This window comes from Archangium primigenium (assembly GCF_016904885.1).
Classification (GTDB): Bacteria; Myxococcota; Myxococcia; order Myxococcales; family Myxococcaceae; genus Cystobacter; species Cystobacter primigenius.
The window spans coordinates 5,916,673-5,938,707 of record NZ_JADWYI010000001.1; the positions used below are offsets into that span (position 1 = coordinate 5,916,673).

The following is a 22,035-nucleotide window of genomic DNA, read 5'->3' on the forward strand; positions in this document are numbered from 1 at the left end:
CCCTTGCCTAGCGCCGCCCCACCTCCGGATGCCAGGACCCCGGGCCCGCTCGGCCGGTGGGCCGGAGAGGACTCAGGCCCCGGGCGTCTCGCCCGTCCCCGTGTACACTGGCATCCGCTGGTAGCGCGCCACCACCACCCGCAGCACCACCTTGAGGATGGCCGTGGACGGCACCGCGAGCAGGATGCCGGTGAAGCCGAACAGCTCGCCGAAGGCCAGGATGGCGATGATGACGGACACCGAGGACAGGCCCACCTTGTCCCCCACCACGCGCGGGGTGATGAAGAAGCCCTCGGCGAGCTGGCCCACCAGGAACGTGCCCGCCACCAGCGCGAGCTGCCACGGCCCCTGCCAGGACAACATCACCCCCAGCATCGCCAACACGATCCCCACGCCCGTGCCCAGGTAGGGCACCATGTTGCCAAAGCCCGCGATCACCCCGATGACGATGGCCATGTCGATGCGCGCGAAGCTCAGCCCGGCGCTGTAGAGGACCGACAGGATGGCCCCCACGGTGAGCTGCCCCCGCACGAAGGCGGACAGCACCTCGTCCACCTCGGCGAAGCGCCGGTCCACCAGCCCCACCGCCCGGCGCGGAACCAGCCCCCGCACGAGCGACACGAGCTGCGGATAGTCCTGCAGGAAGAAGAAGGCCAGCACCGGCACCACCAGCAGCCCGAGCAGCGTGGCCACGAAGCGCGCCGTGTTGCCCGCGAAGCTCGCCACCAGCCGCGCCGCCGTGGGCCCCGCGCTCTGCAACAGCTCCGAGGCCCGCCCGCCCAGCTCCGTCATGCGCTGGCGCAGCAGATCCGGCAGCGGGTGGCCCAGCAGCGCCTCCACCCGGGGAATCACCTGGCCGCTCGCCTTCACGAAGAAGTCCGGCAGCTTGGCCGCCTCGTCCCGGAAGACGGGCACGAGGTAGAGCACCGCCCCGGCCAGCAGCAGCGTGCACCCGGCGAACACGGCGCTCGTGCCCCACGTCCGATCCACGCCCCGCCGCTCCAGCGCCGTGACGAAGGGATTGAGCACGTAGGCCCCGCTCAGCGCCAGCAGCACCGGCACCGCCACCCCGCCGAACACCGACAGCAGCCCGAACACCAACCCCAACGCCCCCACCATCACCGCCGACCAGATGAAGTCCACCCGCCGGGCCTCGAGCTCCTCGAGGCCCCCCTCGGGCTCGCTCCGCACCACGCGCAGGGTCGGCTCCGGCGCCTGCCCGGCCCCGGACTCCTTCACCGCCGACACCTTCACCGCCTGCGCCTTGCCTCGCTTGTTGCGTCCGATGACCGCGCTCCTCTCCATGCCGCCCCGGACCGTGGTCCGAAGCCCGTCCAGGCTACACCGGAAGCTCCCCCCCGGTTCAGGGGGCGTCCCCACCCCGCTCCGGCTCCACCGAGCGCAACCGGATGGTCAGCACCGCCCGGGCCGAGCTGGGCTCGAAATAGGTGACGTACGGCCAGTAGCCGTCCTTCTTCACATCCACTTGATGCAGGCCCGTGCCCACGCTCAGCCCCCGCGGCTCGCCCGCGAAGTCCGCGCACACCCCCTGCACCACGCCGTCCAGGTACACGTCCGCGTCCGAGGGCTCGCAGCGCAGCACCAGGTTGCCCATGCGCGAGCCGCCCCGCAGCAGTGCCCGCGCGCGCTCCGCCGCAGGGCCCTCCACCCGCTCGGGTCCCGAGGCACACCCCAGCACGAGCCCCAGCACGCCTCCAATCACCCCACCCGCCCGCTTCATCTCCCGCTCCTATTGAATGAGGATCGCCACATGGCCCTCGGCCAGCGGGCGCGGCCCCAGCTCGGCGAGCGCCTTCACCGCGTCCGGATCGAGCCGCAGATCCGCCCCGTCCCGCTTCACCGCCTTGAGCACCAGGGGCCTGGCCCCCACCCGCGCCGAGGCCCGCGCCGCCTCGAGCGTGGGGAAGAAGCCCGCCACCCCGAGGTCCTGGCGCGCCCGCGCGTCCAACGTGGCCGGGCCATGCAGGGGCTGTCCCGTGGTGTCGTCCACCAGCCGGGGTGCCAGCATCGCCGTCATGCCCAGCGCGCGCGCGTCCACCACGACGCCGGTGTGCTTGCCCTCCGCGGGCGCCTTGTCCTCCGCGGGCTTCTGCGGCCCGGGGACCCCCGCGGGGCCCGAGGGATTCACCAGGGCCTCGGTGAGCACCCCCAGGGGAAGCTCCACCTCCAGGCGCACCCCGCCGTCCGAGAAGTAGCGCGTGCGCACCACCCGGTAGCCCTGGAGCACGGGGTCGAGCCGGCGCCGGGCATCCCCACCGGCCAGCTCCTCGCCCACGGTCCGATCCGCGCGCAAGGGCAGGCCCTGGACGCGCTCGCGCAGCGCCGCCAGGGCGTTGTCCCGGGCCGAGCGCTCCGCGCCCAGCCTCGCCTGCGCGGCGTTGGAGGCCTTCACGTCCGGGGGCCCGTTGCCCGTCACCCGGAGCACCTGCCGCTCCCAGTCCACGGTCCCGTCCCCCGCGAGCACCCCGAGCGGCCCCAACCACACGAGCACCGCCAGCGCCCGCGACACACGACTGCTCCACTCGCCCCTTCGCATGGAGGAATTCAACCGGCGCACCCTCCACCCGGTCAAGGCGAACGCGAGGGCCACCCCGGGGAGCGAGCAGCCTCCTCAGTGCTCGCGCGGGCCGCGCGCCACATACGCGTCGATCATCTGCCGGTGGCGCTCGGTGAGCAGGGTGAAGCGCACGCCCGAGCGCTCGTCGCGGCGCGGGCTCGCCTCCACCCACTCGCGCACCACCTCGCCCTCGGCGTAGATGACCTCCTCGGAGCCAGGCAGCTGGAACTGCAGGCCCACCCGCCGCGCGTCCTGCTCGGGCTCGATGAGCCGGCTGAGGCTCACGCCCTCCTGGCTGATGTCCGCCGCGTGCGACAGGTACGGCACTCCCTCCATGTACTTGTTCACGTAGATGTCGAGGGGAACCCGCGCGTTCTTCCGCTTGTCGCTCATCATCGCACCCTGGTGGAGAGGCCCCATTGCTACAGGACGCTTCCGTCCTGCAGCAGCCACCCGCGAGGGTAGGAGCATCCGGCCGGGTCGCAAGAAAACGGCCAGCGGGAATAGACGGGTCGCGCCTATCCTTCCGCCGCCATCAGAAAGGCGGTAGCACACACATGCGTCTGGGCGTACTGGCAGCAGCTCTCATCGGCATCACCGGGTCGCAGGCCCTGGCCCAACAGCCGGCGGCGTCGGCTCCGGCCACGAACGCGGCCCCCCTCAAGACCGAGGACGAGAAGACCGTCTACGCGCTCGGGCTTTCGATTGGCCGCAGCATCAAGCTCTTCGACCTGAGCCCCGCCGAGATGGAGCTCGTCAAGCGCGGCCTGTCGGACGCGCAGGGCAACGGCACGGCCCTCGTGGACCTGGAGAAGTACGGGCCCAAGCTGCAGGACCTGGCCAAGGGCCGCCAGGAGAAGGTGGGCCAGAAGTTCCTGGAGGAAGCCGCCAAGGAGAAGGGGGCCGTGAAGCTGCCCTCCGGCATCATCTACCGGGATCTCAAGGTGGGCACCGGCCCGAGCCCCAAGGCCAGTGACACGGTGAAGGTGAACTACCGGGGCTCGCTCACCAACGGCATGGAGTTCGACAGCTCCTACAAGCGGGGCTCGCCGGCCGAGTTCGGCCTCTCCGACGTCATCTCCTGCTGGACCGAGGGCGTGCAGAAGATGAAGGTGGGCGGCAAGGCCCAGCTGGTGTGCCCGTCCAAGACGGCCTACGGGGAGCAGGGCTCGCCCCCCACCATTCCCCCCAATGCCCCGCTCGTCTTCGAGGTGGAGCTGTTGAGCATCGGCGGCCAGGGCGCGGACGTGCCGCGCGCCACGCCCAAGAAGTAGTCCCGCGCTCCTCGACCCAGGCCTCGGGAGGCACACCTCCCGGGGCTCCTGTCTGGGGTTGCGCGAAGCCCTTGACCCCCGACAGGAAATACCCGTAAGTCGCGTCTCACTCGAATCTCAATGATGACGGCTTGAGTGTTGGTTTGACAGCCGTGATGTTGAAAGGGTCGGACACCATGGCGATGACACGCCGCGACTTCATCCATTTCTCGGGCCTGGCGACGTTGGGCCTGGCCCTGGCCTGCGACGGCGAGGAAGCGCCCGCGCCAGAGCCCCAGCCGTCCGCTCCGTCCGCGCTCTGGTTCTACGTGGGCACCTACACCTCGGGGGGAAGCGAGGGCATCTATCTGTGCAAGCTGGATCTGGCCACTGGCGGCCTCGAGCGGGTGGGCGTCACCCGGGGCGTGGTCGACCCCTCGTACCTGCTCCTGGATGCCAAGGGTCAGCACCTCTACGCCGTCAATGAATTGGTGGAGTTCGAGGGGCAGCCCAGCGGCGCGGTGAGTGCCTTTTCCATCCACCCCCAGAGCCGCGAGCTGACCTTCATCAACCAGCGCGCGTCGCGTGGCGGCGCTCCGTGCCACCTGGAGTTGGACGCCCGGAATGCCTTCCTCCTGGTTTCCAATTACGTCGGCGGCAACGTCGCCGTCCTTCCGCTCCAGACGGACGGAGGCCTGGGCACCGCCGTCGAGCTCGAGCAGCACGAGGGCTCGGGGCCCCATCCCAACCAGTCGTCCCCGCACGCCCACCAGGCCCGGCTGGATGCCGCCAACCGGCACGTGCTCGTGTCGGATCTCGGCACGGACAAGATCATGGTCTACCGGTTCGATGCCGCCCAAGGCGCGCTCACCCCCGCCCCGACGCCCTTCTTCGCCACCGCGCCGGGCGCCGGACCGCGCCATCTGACCTTCCACCCCAACGGCCGCGTCGTCTTCAGCATCAACGAGCTGAACTCCACGGTCACCGCGCTCGCCTATGATCCGGAGCTCGGGACGTTGAAGGAGTTCCAGACCCTGTCCACCCTGCCCGAGGGCTTCACCGGGCAGAGCTACTGCGCGGACATCCACGTCAGCGCCGATGGCCGGTTCCTGTATGGCTCCAACCGGGGCCACGACAGCCTCGTCGTGTTCGCCATTGGCCCGGACGGCACGCTCACCCTCGTGGAGCACGCGACCGGGGGCATCCACTGGCCGCGCAACTTCGCCATCGATCCGACGGGCGCGTTCCTGCTCGTGGCCAATCAGCGCGGCAACGACATCCTCGCCTTGCGGCGGGACGAGCGGACCGGCCGACTGACGCCCGTCGGCCAGCCCCTGGCGATCCCCTCGCCCACCTGTCTGGCGTTCGCGTCGGCCGCGAGCTGACGTCCCGCGGGCGCTCAGCGCGCCGGGCCCAGCGCGGCCTCCGTGGCGCGCAGCAGGGGCTCGGCGCTCACCGGCGCGCCCGTGGCGTTCTGCATCCACACGTCCGGCGTCACCGCGCCCTGGCGCGCCATGCGCTCGAACTCCCGGCCCAGCGCGCCGGACTTCCGCAGGTGCTCCTCGATCTGGAACGCGATGAGGTGCCCGAGCGGATAGTCCGCCAGGTACAGCGGGTAGGAGATCATGTGGCTGTAGATGCCGAGCAGCGGCGTCCCCTTCCCGCCCAGCACCGGGGCGTAGTACCGGTCCCACGTCTCCTGGGCGATGCGCACCACGGCCTCGCGCAGGCGCGCGGGGGTGGCGTCCGGGTGCGCGTACATCCAGTGCCAGACGGCCACGTCCACCAGGGCCACCCCGGCGATCTCCCACGTCTGCCAGAAGTCGTTGAGCACCCGCTCGCGCTCGCTCGCCGCGTCGGGCCGGGCCAGGCCCAACAGCTCCAGATCCCGCGCCTGGAAGACGAAGGCGAGCGCCTCGGTGAAGGCGTTGTTGGGCACGCCCGCGAGCAGCGTGTGGTCCACCTCGTAGAGCGAGAACACCTGCTCCACGTTGTGCCCCAGCTCGTGCACCGCGATGTTGTAGCCCTTGTAGTCCATGCCGCCCGGGCCCACGCGGGTGCGCAGCCGCGGGAAGTCCCCCCGGCGCATCGCCTGCATCGCGTGCCCGGCGCCGCGCGCGGCGTCCACGCGGATGTGCTCCGCGAGGAACGTCGCCTTCTCCGGGGAGAAGCCCAGGGCCCGGAGCATGCGGGGCATGTCGCGCGCGAAGGCCTCGGCGCTCGGGTAGCGCTGGCGCGTGAGCGCGTCGAGCTCCGCCTCGGGGCGCCCGCCGCTCGCCTTGAAGCCCGCGTACCACAGGTCCTGCGGCTCCAGGGGCCGGCCCAGGCGCTGCTGGATGACCGCCGCCACCCGGGGCACCAGCGGTGAGGCGAGCACCTGCTCCAGCAGCCCCCGCACCCGCGCCTCGGGCAGCTCGCGCCCCAGCTCGAAGCTCCGGGCGATGGCCGAGGGCGCCACGGGCACGAAGGGATCCGCCCGCCGCGCCGCGTGGAACTGCGCGAGCAGCTTCGCGTAGCGCACGTCGTCCTCGCGCGTGCCATCCCCCACCGCCGGGCGCGCGGGCGCGTCGTCCTCCACCTCGGAGGCGGGGGCCACGCTCACCGCGTTGGTGAAGGGATTCCAGTCCACCCGGGGGTTGTCGATGACCGCCGCGGGGAGGGTCTGGGTGACGATGCGCTCCATCACCTGGATGATCATCCGCTGCCGCGCGACGCCCTGGGGGTCCGCGTAGCGCGACTTGAGCTCGTCGCGCAGGTTCCAGTGGCTGATGAGCCGCATGCCCTTGGGAAAGAGCCGCTGGCCCTGGTCATCCACCAGGTGGTGCATCCAGAGGTTGTACTCGGCGATGTACAGGTCCGCGTCCGACGTCGCGCGGGTCTCCGCCTGGCGCACCTCGGCGGGCACCCGGCTGCCGAAGCGTCCCGTGAGCCGGTCCTCCGCCCACGCGTCGCGCGAGAAGCCCGGGCCCCGCTCCAGGCGCTCGGCCAGGGTGGTCTGGGGGAAGTTGAGCAGCACGACGAAGCCCACCTTGGCGCGGAAGAGATCCTCGGTGACGTGCGCGCCCGGATCGTACGCGGCCAGCAGGGGATCCACCGGCAAGAGGGGGCCCACGTCCAGATCCGTGGGGCGGCGCAGCTCGCGACTCACCTCGTTCAGGTGCCCGCCGAGCTGCTCCAGCGCCTGCTCCAGCCGATCCCGGGTGGCCGCGAGCCGCGCCGGCTCCGACACGAAGTGCTCGGCCGCGAAGGCCGCCAGGTCCCCGTCCTCCGGGCGCCACAGCGCGGCCACCTGCGCGAGCCCCCGGTGGATGCGCTCGCGCTGGGCCTCGCCATGCTGGGCCACCAGCCGCGGCTCGAGATCGGAGGGCACGACGGCGCGCGACATGGCGGGAGCCTTTGCTTCGGAGGCGGGAGTGGTGGAGGACGTGGAGACCGGGGCCGGCACGGACGCGCACCCGCACGCCGCGAGCAGCAAGAACCAGGACTTCGAGAGGGCGGACACGAGGACTCCAGACGAAGAAAAGGGCCCGATCCATGGGACCGGACCCTTTATCGGGTACAGCGTGACGCGTCAGGACGGCTTAAGCCGCGCGGACGTTCTGCGCCTGCAGGCCCTTGGGGCCGCGGGCCACTTCGAACTCGACCTTCTGGCCTTCCTGCAGGGTCCGGAACCCGTCCATGTTGATGGCCGAGTGGTGGCAGAACACATCCTCGCCGCCCCCGTCCTGCGTGATGAACCCGAAGCCCTTCGCATCGTTGAACCACTTCACGGTACCAGTCGCCATGTGCTCTCTTCTTCCTTCGACACCCGCGCGAACCGTCCGCCGCGCGGGTCCCAGCCAGAAATAGCCCAGCCAAGCGATTGGTGATGTTAGGCGGCAGCGTGCGCGCTGTCCACGACGGGTGCGTCTACCAACCGCACTTCTGCCCTTGGTTCTGCTTCTGGAGCCAGCCGCGCAGGGGCGTGAAATATTCCAGAATAGCCGAAGCGTCCATCTGCCGTTGACCGGTGAGGGCCTCGAGGGCCTCGGGCCAGGGCTTGCTGGCACCCATTTCCAGCATGGCCGCGAGCCGCTTGCCGGCGTCCTTGTTGCCGTAGATGGAGCACTCGTGCAGCGGGCCCTTGAAGCCGGCGGCCTGGCAGAGCGAGCGGTGGAACTGGAACTGGAGGATGCGGGCCAGGAAGTAGCGCGTGTAGGGCACGTTGGCGGGCACGTGGTACTTGGCGCCCGGATCGAAGTCCTTCTCCGAGCGCGCCACCGGCGCGCGCACGCCCTGGTACTTCTCGCGCAGGGCCCACCAGGAGGCGTTGTAGTCCGTGGGCTTCACCCGGCCGGACAGCACCTCCCAGCGCCACTGGTCCACCAGCAGGCCGAAGGGCAGGAAGGCCACCTTCTCCATGGCGTCCTTCATCTGCAGGTTGATGAGGCCCTTGTCCCCCTCGGGCACCTTCTTGAGCAGCCCCACCTGCTTGAGGTAGCTCGGGGTGATGGACAGGGTGATGGCGTCGCCGATGGCCTCGTGGAAGCCGTCGTTGGCCCCCTGCTGATAGAGCACCGGGAGCGTGTGGTAGTACGTGTAGTAGTAGTCGTGGCCCAGCTCGTGGTGGATGGTGACCAGATCCTCCTCGACGGGCTTGATGCACATCTTCACGCGCAGGTCGTTGTCGTAGGTGACGTCCCAGGCGCTCGCATGGCACACCACCTCGCGATCGCGCGGCTTGGTGAACTGCGAGCGCTGCCAGAACGTCTCCGGCAGGGCTTTGAGGCCCAACGAGGTGAAGAAGGCCTCGCCCTGCTTGACCATGCGCACCGCGTCATACTTCTGCGCCTGCAGCTCGGCGCTCACGTCCAGGCTGGGCTGCCCCTGGTAGGGCTCCACCAGGGCATAGACGTTGTTCCACTCCTGGGCCCACATGTTGCCGAGCAGGTGCGCGGGAATGGCCTTGCCCGCGGGGACCTTGTCCTCGCCGTACTGTTTGGCCAGCCGGGCCCGCACGTAGCAGTGCAGCTCGTCGTAGAGCGGCTTGACCTGACCCCACAGCCGCTGGGCCTCCTTTTCGAAGTCCTCGGGCGACATGTCGTAGCTCGAGCGCCAGAGCGCGCCCGTGTCCTGGAAGCCGATCTCCCGGGCCCCCTCGTTGGACAGCTCCACCATGCGCTCGTAGAGCGGGCGCATGGGCGGGGCGACGGCGTGCCAGCCCACCCACGCGTCGAGCAGCGCGTTGTAGTCGCGGCTCTTGGCGAGCACGTCGGACAGCTCGCCCAGATCCTTGCAGGCGCCCTTGCCGTCCGGCCCGCAGTACTTGCCCTTGCCGTAGAGGCCCTCGAGTTTGGCGGCGATGGTGGCCAGCTCCGCGCGCTTGTCGGCCGCGTTGGGCGCGGGCAGCGGCGAGGACACCCGCAGCAGGTGCAGCATGCGCGCGCTGTCCGCGTCGAGCCCCTGGACGTCCTTGAAGCGCGCCGCCTCGGTGATGGCCTGGCTGAGGTAGGCCATCACCTCCTCGTTCACCGTGGCCGCGTTGCGCTCGGTGTCATCGGTGATGTAGGTGGATTTGATCCACTCGGCCGTGGCCTGCTTCGTCCACAGGCGCTTGAGCTCGTCGTTGACGCGCTGGGTGAACTGGCGCGCATCGCCGGCGGTGAGCGGCGCCTGGGCGGCCTTGGCCGAGGGCGCGGCCGATGCCTCGGCGGAGGCCGGGGCCGCCGCGGGCGACGCGGTCGCGCAGCCGGACGAGGCCACCAGGAAGGGCACGGCCACGAGGGCCGCGCGCAGGAAGCGGGGAGCGGAGCGGGAGGAGGTCATGTCGGGGCCTCACCGTAGAGGAACCGTCCCTGGATGCAACTCTTGGATACGCGGCCAGATGGGGTAAGACAGCCCCCGTGACGTCGTCGCCCTCGCGTGGTTTCCGCGTGCTGTTGCTGTCGAGCGCACTCTCCGCCTGTGGCCCCAGTGCTCCGGACGACGGCGAGTGCGCGCCCTATGCCTTCGCCCTCGCGCCCGTGCCCGCGAGCACCCGGCACCTGACGTGCTCCAGCAGTGCATGCGGGGACGGACAGAACCCGCCCACCAGCGGCGAGCACTGCTCGGACACCCTGGGCTGCCGGGTGCACACCGCCGAGACCAACCGGTGCGTGTGGCTGCACAACCTGGAGCACGGCCACGCCGTCTTCCTCTACAACTGCCCGGACGGATGCCCCGAGCTGGTGGCCGGACTGGAAGGACTCCAGCACGAGGCGCGCGTGGGCGGCAATGGCGTGGTCCGGGCGCTCGTGGCCCCGGACTCGCGCCTGCCCACGCGGGTGGCCGCCCTGCTCTGGCGTCGCTCCTGGAGCGGCGACACCCTGGACCCCACCGCCCTGCGCTGCCTGTTGCGCTGGCAGGACGCCGACGCGCCCGAACCCGGCCTCGCCTGCTCGCCGTGAAACGCCCGTGACGCCTCCCTCCTCCGAACGCATCCGCGCCGTCGACTGGCTGCGGGGCCTGAGCGTGCTGGTGATGATCCAGTGTCACGCCCTCGTCCTGCTGCGCCCGGACCTGCGCCAGGGCCCGATCACCCGGCAGTTGCTGCGGCTCGATGGGCTCGTGGCCCCGGCCTTCCTGTTCTCCGCGGGCTTCGCGCTCGCGCTGCTGCTCGTGCGGGGCGCCGGGGTGGGCTCGCTCGGCCAGCGCCTCGGACGCAACCTGCGCCGCATCGCGCAGGTGCTCGGCGTGGCCACGTTCGTCAACTGGATGTGGTTTCCCGTCTTCCGCGAGCCCCGGTGGCTGGTGCGCATGGACATCCTGCACTGCGTGGGCCTGTCGCTGCTGCTCGCCCTGCCCGTCACCGCGGGGCTGGCCTCCCGGCCGCGGGTGCTCCGGGGCGTGACGCTCGGGCTCGCGCTCACCACCTTCTTCCTGTCCCCCCTGGGCGAGGCCCTGGGCGGCCCCTGGGCGACCGCGCTCAACAAGAGCACGGGGGCCGTGTTCCCCCTGCTGCCGTGGTTGGGCTTCGTCTGGCTGGGCACGTACGTGGGCGCCGTGGCGGGCGAGCGGGGACGGCGTGGACTCGTGCGGTCGCTGGTGTTCGTCGGGGCCCTGGGCTGCGCCGGGTGGCTCGCCGCCAAACCCCTCCAGGCGCTCTATCCCGCGCACCGCTTCTTCGTCACCAATCCCTCCAACGCGGCCGAGCGCGCCATGTGGGTCTGCATCGGGCTGCTCGCGCTGGTGGCGCTGGAGTCCCGGGTCGTCCCGGGCGGCGCGCCCTCGCGGCTCCGGCGCTTCCTGGAGACCTTCGGCACCTCGTCGCTGTCCGCGTACGTCTTCCACCTCACCCTGCTCTACGTCCGCGTCTTCGGCCTGTGCTTCGAGGCCTTGTGGGGCAACCGCTGCGGCTGGGGCCTGTACGCGGTGCTGACGGGGACGCTCATCCTGCTCACGTATGGCCTGTGCCGCGCGTTCGACGCGCTCCAGGACACCGCGCGCCGGCCGCCGTGGGGGTGGTCCCGCCTCACGGGCGGAGGCCCGGGCGGAAAAATCGCGAGCCCCCGGTAGATCCAAAACACAGGTGGCGCGTTTCCAGGGCTCATTCCACCTCGATGCCTTCCGGAGCGCGCGCCTTGTTCCCGTTCTCGTCCTCGTCCAAGCTGAACCGCCTGACCCGCTGGAGTGGTACCGCCCTCGTGCTGGGTCTCGTGTCCGGATGCAGCACGTCGAAGCAGGCCCCCGCCACGAGCACCGCGGCGATCCCCCAGGCCACCAAGAGCGTGAGCGATTCCAAGGCCAATGAGGCGAGCCCGCTGGTGGACCGCTCGGCCCCGGAGCCGCTCGCGCCGCCGCCGCCTCCGTCGGCGCCGCCCCCGGCCCCCACGCGGACCCGCCCCGAGGAGAAGGTGGCCGATGCCCAGAAGTCCGCACGCCTGGCCAAGGAGAGCCGCGGCCGGGCCCCGGGCGTCGCGCTCGAGGCCGAGGAAGGCGCGGCCTCGATCGGCGCGGTGAGCGCGCCCGCCAAGCGCGAGGCCCCCGCCATGGCGCCCCCGGCGGAGCCGTCCACCCAGGGCAACCGCTTCACCGAGCACGCGGCCAACGCCTTCACGGACACGGCCGCGGATCGCTTCTCCACCTTCGCGGTGGACGTGGACACGGCGTCGTACACGATGGCGCGCCGCTACCTGAACCAGAACGCCCTGCCGCCCCATGGCGCCGTGCGCGTGGAGGAGTTCGTCAACTACTTCAAGTACCGCTACACCCCGCCCGAGCGCGGCGCCTTCACGGTGCACCTGGAAGGCGCGCCCTCGCCCTTCGGCGGCAACCGCCACTTCGTGCGCGTGGGCGTTCAGGGCAAGGTGGTCTCCCGCTCGCAGCGCAAGCCCGCGCACCTGGTCTTCCTGGTGGACACCAGCGGCTCCATGCACCAGCCGGACAAGCTGCCCCTGGCCAAGGAGGCGATGAAGATCGCGGTGAAGAACCTCAACGAGAACGACACCGTGGCGCTCGTCACCTACGCGGGCAGCACGCGCGAGGTGCTCACGCCCACGCCCGCCACCGACATCGAGCGCATCTACCAGGCCATCGACGGGCTGGAGGCCGGGGGCGGCACCGCCATGGGCTCGGGCATGGAGCTCGCCTACAAGCACGCGGTGAAGAAGGCCTCGGGCAGCGTGGTGTCGCGCGTGGTGGTGCTCACGGATGGTGACGCCAACATCGGCCCCCGCGTCTCCGCGGACGCGCTGCTCGAGAGCATCCAGGGCTACGTGAAGGAGGGCGTCACGCTGTCGACCATCGGCTTCGGCATGGGCAACTACCGCGATGACCTGATGGAGAAGCTGGCCGACAAGGGCAACGGCAACTGCTTCTACATCGACAGCTACAAGGAGGCGAAGAAGGTCTTCGAGCAGCAGCTCACCGGCACCCTGGAGGTCATCGCCAAGGACGTGAAGGTGCAGGTGGAGTTCGATCCCAAGGCGGTGCGCCGCTACCGGCTGGTGGGCTACGAGAACCGCGACATCGCCGACCGGGACTTCCGCGACGACAAGGTGGACGCGGGCGAGATCGGCGCGGGCCACAGCGTCACCGCCCTCTACGAGGTGGAGTGGAGCGACCCCCAGGCGGCCCTGGGCACGGTGCGCATCCGCGCCAAGACGCCCACGGGCACCGAGGCCTCCGAGCAGGCCTTCCCCCTCGAGTCGCGCCACATGAAGGCCTCGCTCGACGCGGCCTCGTCCGACTTCCGCTTCGCGCTCGCGGTGGCGGCCACGGCGGACGTGCTGCGCGGTGGCGCCGATGCCCAGCGCTGGAACCTCGCCACGGTGCAGAAGCTCGCCGAGGGGGCCACCGACGGCCAGTCCGATCGGGTGGAGTTCACCCGGCTGCTCACGCGGGCCCGGAGCCTGCTGCCCAACGCCGTCGCCAACGAGTCGCGCTGAAGGCTCCCCGCGCGGGCCCCGGACGTCCCCACCAGCAGCCAGGAAGGCGACCCCGAGCCCCCTTCCTCGCTGCGGAAGGACCCTGTGAATCCCCAAGTTGTCCGGGGAGGACACAGACCATGGACCTAGGACATACGTTCCGCGCACTCGTCTCGGGAGTACCCCACCTCTTGCTCGGCGGTCGTTCCCCGGTCCGGGCGGGAAATGAGCGGCTCGCCTCGGTCCGGCTGGGCGTCCGGGAGGGCCTGCCCTACATCCCCCTGGATTCCGTGGCCTTCAACCAGGGGGGCGCCATCCCGGTGCGCTACACCGCCGATGGGGAGGAGCTCACCCCGCCCCTCCAGTGGCAGGACGTTCCCAAGGGCACCCGCTCGCTCGTGCTGCTCGTGGAGGATCCCGATGCCCCCACGCCCCAGCCCTTCGTGCATTGGATCTCCCTGATGTCCCCGGATGTCCGCACCCTGGGCTTCATGCTCCGTCCGGGAACGTCCACCGTGGAGTCGGGTCGCAACTCCCTGCTGCGCACGGGCTGGGTGGGCTGCGCGCCCCCCCGGGGAGACCAGGCCCACCACTACCACTTCCAGATCTTCGCCCTGGACCGTGAGCTGCGGCTGGGCTCCCACCCGGGACGCTCCGCGCTCCTGCGGCGCATGCGCGGGCACGTGGTGGGCTTCGGCGAGCTGGTGGGCACCTACTCGCGAGAACACGCGCACTGACTCCACGTACGCCCCCCACCAGCCCGGGCGGTTTTTTTCGGGAAGGTGGGACGGGAGGGGTTCACTGCGTGACGCGTCGATGGACCGGGTGCAGTGGCATCAAGGCTGCTATGGAAGGCTTCACGCGGGAGTCCCGTGGGTGGCCGATGCCACCAGCACGCGATTCCACCGCCTGGGAGTCAGGGAGTGGCCGACGAGGCAACACCAGAGGTCCTCAAGCCCATCCGCGTCGAGTGGATCGCCGCCGCCTTCGGTCTGCTCAACGGCATCATGATGGTGTACGTGCCGTACGAGTTCGGCACGAGCATCTTCCGCCTCATCTACCCCTACATCCGGCTGCTGGGGCTGGCGTTCATGCTGGGCTCGGCGACCCTGCTCGCCGCCCTGCTCTACCCGGCCTGGCGGTCGTGGATCGGGGCGCTCGGGCGCCTGGTGTTCATCGGGGCGCTCGTCCTGTACTGGTGGGGCGCCACGATCCTCTCGGGCGGCATCACCGGCGCGGTCATCTACCCGCTGATGATCGTGGTCATGGTGCTGGAGTCCCTGCCCCGCTGGCGCCACCGGGGCCTCTTCGCCGAGTTCCTGGCGGTCACGGCCCTGGCGTTCGGGGGCTTCATCCTCGTGGACCCCACGCTGCTCGGGCCCAGCCTCTGGGAGCCCTACCGGGAGGTGGCCCGGCCCCTGGGGGTGCTCTTCCTCGGCGTGGGGGCCCTGTTGGCGCTGGCCCTCGTCCGGCGCTCGCGCACGTGGGCCCGGCGGGCGGTGGGGCTGATGATCCTGATGTTCGGGCAGCTGGCCCTGGTGACGGGCTGGCGCGCGACCTGGACGGGCCTGGCGCTCTACAGCGTCATCACCCTGGGCTGTGGCCTGCTGCTGTACGCGCGCCGGGTGGAGACCTCCACCGTGGGGTGGCGACTGTTTCGCGGCGTGGCGCTCGCGTCCGTGTTGCCCATCCTCGCCGTGGGTGGCCTGGCCTCCGCGGTGGCGCAGCGGGCCATCGAGCGCGAGCTGCGGGACAAGGCCCGTCAGGCGGTGGCGGCCGAGGTCGCCTGGCTGGAGCAGACCGCGACCATGGCGCGCTTCCTGGTGCTGAGCCAGTCGCGGGATCCGCTGCTGCGCGCCGTGCTCCGCGGCGGCGACCGTCAGGCGCTGCGGGCCCGGTTGGACCTGCTGCGCCTGGACCCGAGCCCCTTCGAGGCCTCCTGGGTGCTCGATGGCCAGGGCCAGTCCCTGCTGAACGCCACGGAGGGCGGCGTGACGGGGGACTTCTCGCACCGCGACTACTTCCGCCATGGCCAGGACGAGGGCCAAGTCTACCTGTCGCGCCCCTTCCTCAGCGCCAGGCAGCGGCCCCTGGTCGCCTTCAGCGCGCCCGTGCCCCTGGAGGAGGGACGACACGACATCATGGTGGCGGGCATGTCCCTGTCGCGGCTCAGCCGCGCGCCCACGCGGGCCTCGCGCGACTACCACGTGGAGATCTTCGACCGCCGCGACGGCATGCTGCTGCGCGAGAGCGAGCGGGGGCGGATGCTCACGCGCGCGCCCATCCTCGCGCTCGTCGAGGCGACCACCCTGTCCGACCCGGAGGGCTTCATCGAGACGTCCGATCCGGACGGCGGGCGGCTGCTGGTGGCGCATGCCCAGGTGCCCGACACGCCGTGGACGGTGGTGGTCACCGCGCCCTTGAGCCTGGCCTTCGCGCCCGTGACCCGGCTGAGCGCCCTGGTGGTGTTCATCGCCCTGGGCGCGGGCGCGATCGCGCTCTGGCTGTCGCGCTGGGTGGGCCGGGACGTGACCCGGCGCCTCCAGGCGCTCCGGGACGGCATCGCGGCGCTGGGCAGCCTGTCGCTCGAGCAGCGCATCCCCGCCCAGGGGGATGACGAGCTGGCGGAGGTCACCCTGGGCTTCAACGAGATGGCGGCGCGCATCGAGCACACCCAGAAGGAACTGCGCGAGGCCATCTCCAGCCGGGATCAATTCCTGTCCATGGCCAGCCACGAGCTGCGCACGCCCCTGACCCCCCTGAAGGCCACCATCGAGCTGATGCAGCGCCAGGCCCTGCTTCCCCAGGAGGTGTCCGCCGAGAAGCAGCGCTCCACCCTGGAGCGGCTGCGGCGTCAGGTGGACCGGCTCACCCGGCTCATCGGCGACATGCTGGACGTGTCCCGGATGCAGTCCGGACGCTTCGCCCTACGCCCGGAGCCCATGGACCTGAGCGCCCTGGCGCAAGAGGTCGTCGACCGCATCGCCCATGCCCGCAGCGAGCGCACCGCGCCCATCTCCCTGGACCTGCCCGAGGCGCCCCTGCGCGGCACCTGGGACGAGCAGCGGCTCGACCAGCTGCTGACCAACCTGGTGGAGAACGCGGTGCGCTACTCGCCCCCCGACACGCCCATCCAGGTGCGCCTCGTCCCCGAGGCGGACGGCGTCCTCCTGGAGGTGGAGGATCAGGGCATTGGCGTGCCCGCCGAGGGCCTGGCGCACCTGTTCGAGCCCTTCTTCCGGGCCCAGAACGCCTCCGAGCACCACGCGGGCGGCCTGGGGCTGGGCCTGGCCATCTGCCAGGAGATCGTCGAGCGGCACGGGGGGCGCATCCAGGCGCGCAGCGAGGGGCCCGGCAAGGGCACGCGCTTCTCGGTCTTCCTGCCACGGGACACGCCCCCCGCGCCCGTCTGAGTGCGCGATTCCCTGGCGAGGACCACCGGGCTTGGGTTAGGGTGCGCGCATCCTGAGGAGCGCTGCAACGGGGCCCCCCCGCCAGGCTCAGGTTTTCCGTAACGGCGCTCGCTGACCCGTGGCGACAAGGCCCGGGACGCGAGCACACCCCGTCCCGCTCCCAGCCCCCGCCACCTGGAGCACCACATGCGCGCAGCCGTCGATTTGAACACCTTCACCGACTACAAGGTCGCCGACATCAAGCTGTCCGAGTGGGGCCGCAAGGAGATCGCGATCGCCGAGACCGAGATGCCCGGTCTGATGGCCATCCGCGACGAGTACGCCAGGCAGCAGCCCCTCAAGGGCGCGCGCATCGCGGGCTCGCTGCACATGACCATCCAGACGGCGGTGCTCATCCAGACGCTCGAGGCGCTGGGCGCCGAGGTGCGTTGGGCCTCGTGCAACATCTTCTCCACCCAGGACCATGCCGCCGCGGCGATCGCCGCCGGGGGCACCCCCGTGTTCGCCTTCAAGGGCGAGACGCTCGAGCAGTACTGGGACTACACGCACCGCATCTTCGAGTGGGCCGACGGCGGCACGCCCAACATGATCCTCGATGACGGCGGCGACGCCACGCTCCTGCTGCACCTGGGCGCCAACGCGGAGAAGGACATCTCCGTGCTCGCCAAGCCCGGCAGCGAGGAGGAGACCATCCTCTTCACCGCCATCCGCAAGCGCCTGGCCACCCAGCCCGGCTGGTACTCCAAGACGCTCGCCAACATCCAGGGCGTCACCGAGGAGACCACCACGGGCGTGCACCGCCTGTACCAGATGGCCAAGGAGGGGCGGCTCAAGTTCCCCGCCATCAACGTCAACGACTCGGTCACCAAGTCCAAGTTCGACAACATCTACGGCTGCCGCGAGTCGCTGGTGGACGCCATCAAGCGCGCCACGGACGTGATGATCGCCGGCAAGGTGGCCGTGGTGTGCGGCTACGGTGAGGTGGGCAAGGGCTCGGCCCAGGCGCTGCGCGGGCTGCAGGCCCAGGTGTGGGTCACCGAGATCGATCCCATCTGCGCGCTGCAGGCGGCCATGGAAGGCTACCGCGTCGTCACCATGGAGTACGCCGCGGACAAGGCGGACATCTTCGTGTCCGCCACGGGCAACTTCCAGGTCATCACCCACGAGCACATGAAGCGGATGAAGAACAACGCCATCGTGTGCAACATCGGCCACTTCGACAACGAGATCGATGTGGCGAGCCTCAAGCAGTACACGTGGGACAACATCAAGCCCCAGGTCGACCACATCATCTTCCCGGACAAGAAGCGCATCATCCTGCTGGCCGAGGGCCGGCTGGTGAACCTGGGCTGCGGCACCGGCCACCCCAGCTACGTGATGAGCTCCTCGTTCGCCAACCAGGTGCTCGCGCAGATCGAGATCTTCACCAAGCCGGGCCACTACAAGCCGGGCGTGTACATGCTGCCGCGGCACCTGGACGAGAAGGTGGCCCGCCTGCAGCTCACCAAGCTGGGCGCGGAGCTCACCGAGCTCAGCGCCGAGCAGGCCAAGTACATCGGCGTGACCCAAGAGGGTCCGTACAAGAGCGACCACTACCGCTACTAGTCCCCCACGCCTCGTCGCACCCCGCCGCGCCTCCTCCTGCCCAGGGGGAGGCGCGGTTCGTCGTCATGGACCTGCCCTCCCTCTCCCACTTCACCCCCGCGCTGCTCTGGCTGGACATCGCCGGCATCGCCGTGTTCGCCATCTCCGGCGCGCTCGCCGCCGCCCGGTTGCAGCAGAACCTGGTCACCTTCGCCTTCTTCGCCCTCATCACCAGCACGGGGGGCGGCACGGTGAGGGACTTGCTCCTGGGCGTGCCCGTGTTCTGGATGCACGAGCCGCGTGTCATGGCCGTGGGGCTGGGCATGGCGGTGCTCGTGTGGTGCACCCCCGCGCGCTGGTGGCGAGGCAAGGCGCTCGACTGGTTCGATGCCCTCGGGCTGGCCGCCTACGCCGTCTTCGGCGCCGCCAAGGCGCTCGGCCACGGCATCCCCGCGCTGTCCGCCATGGTGATGGGCGTCGTCACCGCGTGCGTGGGCGGCATCCTGCGCGACGTGCTCGCGGGCCAGCCCTCCATCCTGCTGCGCCCGGAGATCTACGTCACCGCGGCCGCGCTCGCCGCCTCGCTGTTCGTGGGCCTGCGGCAGCTCGGCCTTCCTCCCCTGGAGGCCTCCGCGCTCGCGGCCCTCGCGGGCTTTGGCCTGCGCGCCCTGGCCATCGCGCGCGGGCTGTCCCTGCCCCTCTACCGGGGTTGAGGGCGAGGCCCGTCACCAGAGGGAGTCGAGCCCCGAGCCGGACGGCGGTGCGCCGGGCGCGGGCGCCGCGCTCTCCAGGCGCGCGGAGGCGAAGAACGTCTCGGCCACGCCCCGCGTCTCGGCCAGCCGCTCGGGCCGCTGGGTATAGGTGAAGGTGTAGCCCACCTGCTCCTTCACCACGGTGAAACCGAGCTGGGCGAGCTTCACGCCCCGCAGGGTGAAGGTGTACTCGCGCAGCATGCCCTGGTGGGCGCCGAAGGTCGCCTGCCGCTCGTCCACGAGGGTGATGTCCTGGGTCCCGCGCAGCGCCACCAGCGAGCGCGCGGCGAACTGCGTCAACGTCTCGCCGGGCTGGGCGGGCTCGACCGACACCACCACGTTCGCGCGAAAGCCGTTGTCCTCGGGGCCGACCGCCACCACCTGGCTCGCGTCGAACCAGCCCGGGGGGAGGGACAGCACCAGGGCGCCGTGACGGATGACGTGGGAAGCACTCATGGGCGGAGTCTATGTCAGGCCCGGCGAGCGACTCCACGTGGGGCACGTCCGCACGTCCCCCCTCCAACCGCCAAGACGAGGATGGTCCTGGCTTCGGGGCACGGAGTAGCCTCGCGCCCGCATGCGCGCGCCCCTGCTCTACCTCCTGTTCTTCCTCTCCGGCGTCAGCGGACTCGTCTACCAGGTGGTGTGGGTCCGCCAGTTCGGCAACCTCTTCGGCAACACCGTCTGGTCCGCCGCCGTCGTCACCGCCATCTTCATGTGCGGGCTGGGCGTGGGGGGGTGGATCGCCGGGCGCCTGGCGGACCGGCTCCATGCCCGGGACGCCGCCGCGCCCCTGCGCCTGTATGCCCGGGTGGAGCTGGGGATCGCGGGGCTCGGCCTGCTGGTGGCGCTCGCGCTGCCCCTGGTGGGACAGGCCTCGGGCGCGCTCTCCGCGTACACCCCCGACGCGCGGGGCTGGCTCGTGCTCTCCGGGGCCTCCCAGGCCTGGCGCTACCTGCTGGCGATCGTGCTGCTCGGCCCCATCACCCTGCTGATGGGCGGCACCCTCACCCTGCTCATCCGCCACCAGGTGGGCGCGCACGTCTCCGCCGCGGGCTGGCACGTGGGCGCGCTCTATGGCGTCAACACCGCGGGCGCCGCCCTGGGCGCGTTCCTCACCGACCTCGCCCTCATCCCGGCGCTCGGCGTGCGGGGCACCCAGGTGCTCGCGGTGGCCCTCAACACGGTCGTGGGCCTGTGCGCGCTCCTCGTGCTGCGCCAGGTGGCCCCCGCCGCGCCGCCGTCGCCCGCCCCCGCGCCGTCCCCGGAACCCGGGCCCGCGTCCGCGGAGGGCGCCCGGCTCGTGCACCTGACGGGCCTGACGCTCGCGCTGTCCGGCTTCGCCTCCATGGGCATGGAGATGCTGTGGTTTCGCTACTACTCCACGCTCCTGGGCGGCTTTCGCAGCGTCTTCTCGCTGCTGCTCACCGTCATCCTCGTGTGCATGTGGCTGGGCGCCACGCTCGCCGGGGGCCTCGTGCGGCGCCTGGGCCGCCCCGCCCTGCTGCTGGGCTCGGTGCTCACGCTGCTCGTGCTCACCAGCCTGGGCCTGCTGGCCTCGCTGGACGTGATGGCGGTGCGCGACAGCGAGCGGGCGCTCGGCCACGGAGGCCCCCCCTCGCGGCTCGCCGAGCACCTCTTCCTGCTCATGCCCATGGTGTCCGCCGTGGGGCTGCCCTCGGTGCTCATGGGCATGACCTTCCCCCTGGCCAACGCCCTGGTGCAGCGCGCCAGCGCCACGGTGGGTGGCCGCGCGGGCGGCCTCTACCTGTGGAACACCGCGGGCGCGGTGCTGGGCTCGCTCACAACGGGCTTCGTCCTGCTGCCCGCGCTCGGCATGCAGCGCGGCATGGGCCTGTTGGCGGCGCTGACGACCCTGGCCCTCTTGCCCCTGGCCGCGGCGGCCCTGCCCCTGCCCGACAGCGGCCTGTCCCGGCGGCGCGTGCCCACGCTGCTCGCCGGGTGCGCGCTGGCCCTGCTCGGGTGGAACGCCCAGGCCCCGGACAAGCTCTTGCGCCAGGGCTTCCCCATCGTCGACGTGGAGCCGGTGCGGGTGCTCGCCACCAGCGAGGGCCCCAACGAGACCGTGCTCATCGCCGAGGTGGAGGGCCTGGGCCGCGCCCTCTACACCAATGGCCACAGCATGGCGGGCAACGAGCCCACCGCGCAGCGCTACATGCGCGCCATGGCGCACGTGCCCCTGTTGCAGCAGGACGCGCCCCGGCACGTGGGCGTCATCTGCTTCGGCGCGGGCAACACCGTGCACGCCGCGTCGCTGCACCCCTCCGTGACGTCCATCGACGTGATGGACCTGTCGCGCAACGTCCTGTCGCACGCGAACTACTTCGCCGCCACCAACCACCACGTGCTCGAGGATCCGCGCGTCACCGTGCACGTCAACGACGGCCGCCAGCACCTGCGCATGAAGCCCGAGGGCTCGTACGACCTGCTCACGCTGGAGCCGCCCCCCATCGCCTTCGCGGGCGTGGGCGCGCTCTACTCGCGGGAGTTCTACGCCCTGGCCCGGAGCCGGCTCGCGCGCGGGGGCTACGCCACCCAGTGGCTGCCGGCCTATCAGGTGCCCGAGCACACCACGCGCGCCATGGTGCGCGCCTTCCTGGACGTGTTCCCGGACGCGGTGCTGCTGGCCGGCTACGGCGCGGAGCTCATCCTCGTGGGCAGCAACGGCGGCGACAACCAGCTCCACCTCGCCGACGTGTGGCGCCGCCTGGAGTCACGCCCCGAGGTGAAGGCGGACCTCTCGCGCCTGTGGATGGGCTCGCCCGTGGAGTACGCGGGCCTCTTCGCCGCCTCCACGCGGGCGCTGCGGGCGCTGGCCCGGGACGTGGCCCCTGTCACCGACGACTGGCCCATCACCGAGTACAGCATGGCGTCCACGGGCACCCCGCGGCGCATGCCCCCGGGACTCTTCGCCCCGGAGGAGCTCGCCACGTGGTGCACCGACTGCGCGGATCCCCGGCTGCCCGCCTACACCGGTGAGCTCAAGCGCCTCTACGCCCAGGAGTCGTTCCTCTCCCGGGCCGAGTTCGCGCTCCCCTCCCCGCCGTGAGC

The 22,035-nt window shown here is 71.3% G+C and carries 18 protein-coding genes and 1 riboswitch; of the genes, 10 read left to right on the plus strand and 8 right to left on the minus strand.

Annotated features, from left to right (window positions below; translation table 11 throughout):
• Positions 1-72 precede the first annotated feature (72 nt).
• From I3V78_RS24220 to I3V78_RS24235, 4 genes are all read right to left on the minus strand, one after another.
• On the minus strand, positions 73-1,305 hold the full coding sequence (locus I3V78_RS24220) for an AI-2E family transporter (protein ID WP_204490807.1): 1,233 nt from the start codon (positions 1,303-1,305) through the stop codon (positions 73-75).
• A 58-nt stretch (positions 1,306-1,363) separates the two neighbouring features.
• Entirely contained in the window at positions 1,364-1,741 is a 378-nt protein-coding gene (locus tag I3V78_RS24225; protein WP_204490808.1) for a PEGA domain-containing protein, read from the minus strand.
• Positions 1,742-1,750: 9 nt separating this feature from the next.
• Positions 1,751-2,557 carry a hypothetical protein gene (locus I3V78_RS24230; protein WP_204490809.1) on the minus strand — a complete coding sequence of 269 codons (807 nt, stop codon included), beginning with the start codon at positions 2,555-2,557 and terminating at the stop codon, positions 1,751-1,753.
• A 75-nt stretch (positions 2,558-2,632) separates the two neighbouring features.
• Positions 2,633-2,971: a PilZ domain-containing protein gene (locus tag I3V78_RS24235; RefSeq protein ID WP_204490810.1), complete on the minus strand. Its 339-nt coding sequence runs from the start codon at positions 2,969-2,971 to the stop codon at positions 2,633-2,635.
• Positions 2,972-3,135: 164 nt separating this feature from the next.
• On the opposite strand from I3V78_RS24235, the gene I3V78_RS24240 reads away from it, so the two are divergent.
• The gene (locus I3V78_RS24240; RefSeq protein WP_204490811.1) at positions 3,136-3,852 is read left to right on the plus strand and encodes an FKBP-type peptidyl-prolyl cis-trans isomerase; all 717 of its coding nucleotides are present in this window, start codon (positions 3,136-3,138) and stop codon (positions 3,850-3,852) included.
• A gap of 176 nt (positions 3,853-4,028) precedes the next feature.
• Positions 4,029-5,216 carry a lactonase family protein gene (locus tag I3V78_RS24245; protein WP_204490812.1) on the plus strand — a complete coding sequence of 396 codons (1,188 nt, stop codon included), beginning with the start codon at positions 4,029-4,031 and terminating at the stop codon, positions 5,214-5,216.
• 14 nt (positions 5,217-5,230) lie between these two features.
• Here the strand turns inward: I3V78_RS24245 and I3V78_RS24250 are convergent, their stop codons facing one another.
• From I3V78_RS24250 to I3V78_RS24260, 3 genes are all read right to left on the minus strand, one after another.
• Positions 5,231-7,216: a hypothetical protein gene (locus tag I3V78_RS24250; protein WP_239578323.1), complete on the minus strand. Its 1,986-nt coding sequence runs from the start codon at positions 7,214-7,216 to the stop codon at positions 5,231-5,233.
• Positions 7,217-7,412: 196 nt separating this feature from the next.
• Complete coding sequence (locus tag I3V78_RS24255) at positions 7,413-7,616, minus strand: cold-shock protein (protein WP_204490814.1); 204 nt, start codon at positions 7,614-7,616, stop codon at positions 7,413-7,415.
• A gap of 124 nt (positions 7,617-7,740) precedes the next feature.
• Positions 7,741-9,636, minus strand: a complete 1,896-nt coding sequence (locus I3V78_RS24260) for a M2 family metallopeptidase (RefSeq protein WP_204490815.1) — start codon at positions 9,634-9,636, stop codon at positions 7,741-7,743.
• A gap of 77 nt (positions 9,637-9,713) precedes the next feature.
• On the opposite strand from I3V78_RS24260, the gene I3V78_RS24265 reads away from it, so the two are divergent.
• The 7 genes from I3V78_RS24265 (at position 9,714) to I3V78_RS24295 (ending at position 18,924) form a co-directional block, all read left to right on the plus strand.
• Positions 9,714-10,256, plus strand: coding sequence for a DUF3105 domain-containing protein (locus I3V78_RS24265; protein ID WP_204496971.1), 543 nt, complete (start codon positions 9,714-9,716; stop codon positions 10,254-10,256).
• Between the two features lie 7 nt (positions 10,257-10,263).
• Positions 10,264-11,364 (plus strand): heparan-alpha-glucosaminide N-acetyltransferase domain-containing protein, encoded by a 1,101-nt coding sequence (locus tag I3V78_RS24270; protein WP_204490816.1) that lies wholly within the window; start codon positions 10,264-10,266, stop codon positions 11,362-11,364.
• 65 nt (positions 11,365-11,429) lie between these two features.
• Positions 11,430-13,235 carry a vWA domain-containing protein gene (locus tag I3V78_RS24275; RefSeq protein ID WP_239576563.1) on the plus strand — a complete coding sequence of 602 codons (1,806 nt, stop codon included), beginning with the start codon at positions 11,430-11,432 and terminating at the stop codon, positions 13,233-13,235.
• 170 nt (positions 13,236-13,405) lie between these two features.
• Complete coding sequence (locus tag I3V78_RS24280) at positions 13,406-13,951, plus strand: YbhB/YbcL family Raf kinase inhibitor-like protein (RefSeq protein ID WP_239576565.1); 546 nt, start codon at positions 13,406-13,408, stop codon at positions 13,949-13,951.
• A 186-nt stretch (positions 13,952-14,137) separates the two neighbouring features.
• Positions 14,138-16,627, plus strand: coding sequence for an ATP-binding protein (locus I3V78_RS24285; protein ID WP_338023736.1), 2,490 nt, complete (start codon positions 14,138-14,140; stop codon positions 16,625-16,627).
• Between the two features lie 48 nt (positions 16,628-16,675).
• Positions 16,676-16,744, plus strand: a riboswitch (S-adenosyl-L-homocysteine riboswitch).
• A 69-nt stretch (positions 16,745-16,813) separates the two neighbouring features.
• Positions 16,814-18,232, plus strand: coding sequence for an adenosylhomocysteinase (gene ahcY / locus I3V78_RS24290; protein WP_204490819.1), 1,419 nt, complete (start codon positions 16,814-16,816; stop codon positions 18,230-18,232).
• A 65-nt stretch (positions 18,233-18,297) separates the two neighbouring features.
• A complete protein-coding gene (locus I3V78_RS24295; protein WP_204490820.1) occupies positions 18,298-18,924 on the plus strand; it encodes a trimeric intracellular cation channel family protein in 627 nt (208 codons plus the stop codon).
• A gap of 12 nt (positions 18,925-18,936) precedes the next feature.
• On the opposite strand, the gene I3V78_RS24300 is transcribed toward I3V78_RS24295, so the two are convergent.
• Positions 18,937-19,419 (minus strand): DcrB-related protein, encoded by a 483-nt coding sequence (locus I3V78_RS24300; protein ID WP_204490821.1) that lies wholly within the window; start codon positions 19,417-19,419, stop codon positions 18,937-18,939.
• Between the two features lie 121 nt (positions 19,420-19,540).
• Here I3V78_RS24300 and I3V78_RS24305 point away from each other — a divergent pair, with 121 nt between their 5' ends.
• Positions 19,541-22,033 (plus strand): spermine/spermidine synthase domain-containing protein, encoded by a 2,493-nt coding sequence (locus tag I3V78_RS24305; RefSeq protein WP_204490822.1) that lies wholly within the window; start codon positions 19,541-19,543, stop codon positions 22,031-22,033.
• Positions 22,034-22,035: the final 2 nt, after the last annotated feature.

What these genes read in the sequence shown, in the direction of transcription:
- I3V78_RS24250 (WP_239578323.1), bottom strand. Translation starts at nt 7,216, where the DNA reads ATGTCGCGCGCCGTCGTGCCCTCCGATCTCGAGCCGCGGCTGGTGGCC.
- I3V78_RS24220 (WP_204490807.1), bottom strand. Translation starts at nt 1,305, where the DNA reads ATGGAGAGGAGCGCGGTCATCGGACGCAACAAGCGAGGCAAGGCGCAG.
- I3V78_RS24295 (WP_204490820.1), top strand. Translation starts at nt 18,298, where the DNA reads ATGGACCTGCCCTCCCTCTCCCACTTCACCCCCGCGCTGCTCTGGCTG.
- I3V78_RS24225 (WP_204490808.1), bottom strand. Translation starts at nt 1,741, where the DNA reads ATGAAGCGGGCGGGTGGGGTGATTGGAGGCGTGCTGGGGCTCGTGCTG.
- I3V78_RS24230 (WP_204490809.1), bottom strand. Translation starts at nt 2,557, where the DNA reads ATGCGAAGGGGCGAGTGGAGCAGTCGTGTGTCGCGGGCGCTGGCGGTG.
- I3V78_RS24245 (WP_204490812.1), top strand. Translation starts at nt 4,029, where the DNA reads ATGGCGATGACACGCCGCGACTTCATCCATTTCTCGGGCCTGGCGACG.
- I3V78_RS24300 (WP_204490821.1), bottom strand. Translation starts at nt 19,419, where the DNA reads ATGAGTGCTTCCCACGTCATCCGTCACGGCGCCCTGGTGCTGTCCCTC.
- I3V78_RS24305 (WP_204490822.1), top strand. Translation starts at nt 19,541, where the DNA reads ATGCGCGCGCCCCTGCTCTACCTCCTGTTCTTCCTCTCCGGCGTCAGC.
- ahcY (WP_204490819.1), top strand. Translation starts at nt 16,814, where the DNA reads ATGCGCGCAGCCGTCGATTTGAACACCTTCACCGACTACAAGGTCGCC.
- I3V78_RS24255 (WP_204490814.1), bottom strand. Translation starts at nt 7,616, where the DNA reads ATGGCGACTGGTACCGTGAAGTGGTTCAACGATGCGAAGGGCTTCGGG.
- I3V78_RS24260 (WP_204490815.1), bottom strand. Translation starts at nt 9,636, where the DNA reads ATGACCTCCTCCCGCTCCGCTCCCCGCTTCCTGCGCGCGGCCCTCGTG.
- I3V78_RS24235 (WP_204490810.1), bottom strand. Translation starts at nt 2,971, where the DNA reads ATGAGCGACAAGCGGAAGAACGCGCGGGTTCCCCTCGACATCTACGTG.
- I3V78_RS24240 (WP_204490811.1), top strand. Translation starts at nt 3,136, where the DNA reads ATGCGTCTGGGCGTACTGGCAGCAGCTCTCATCGGCATCACCGGGTCG.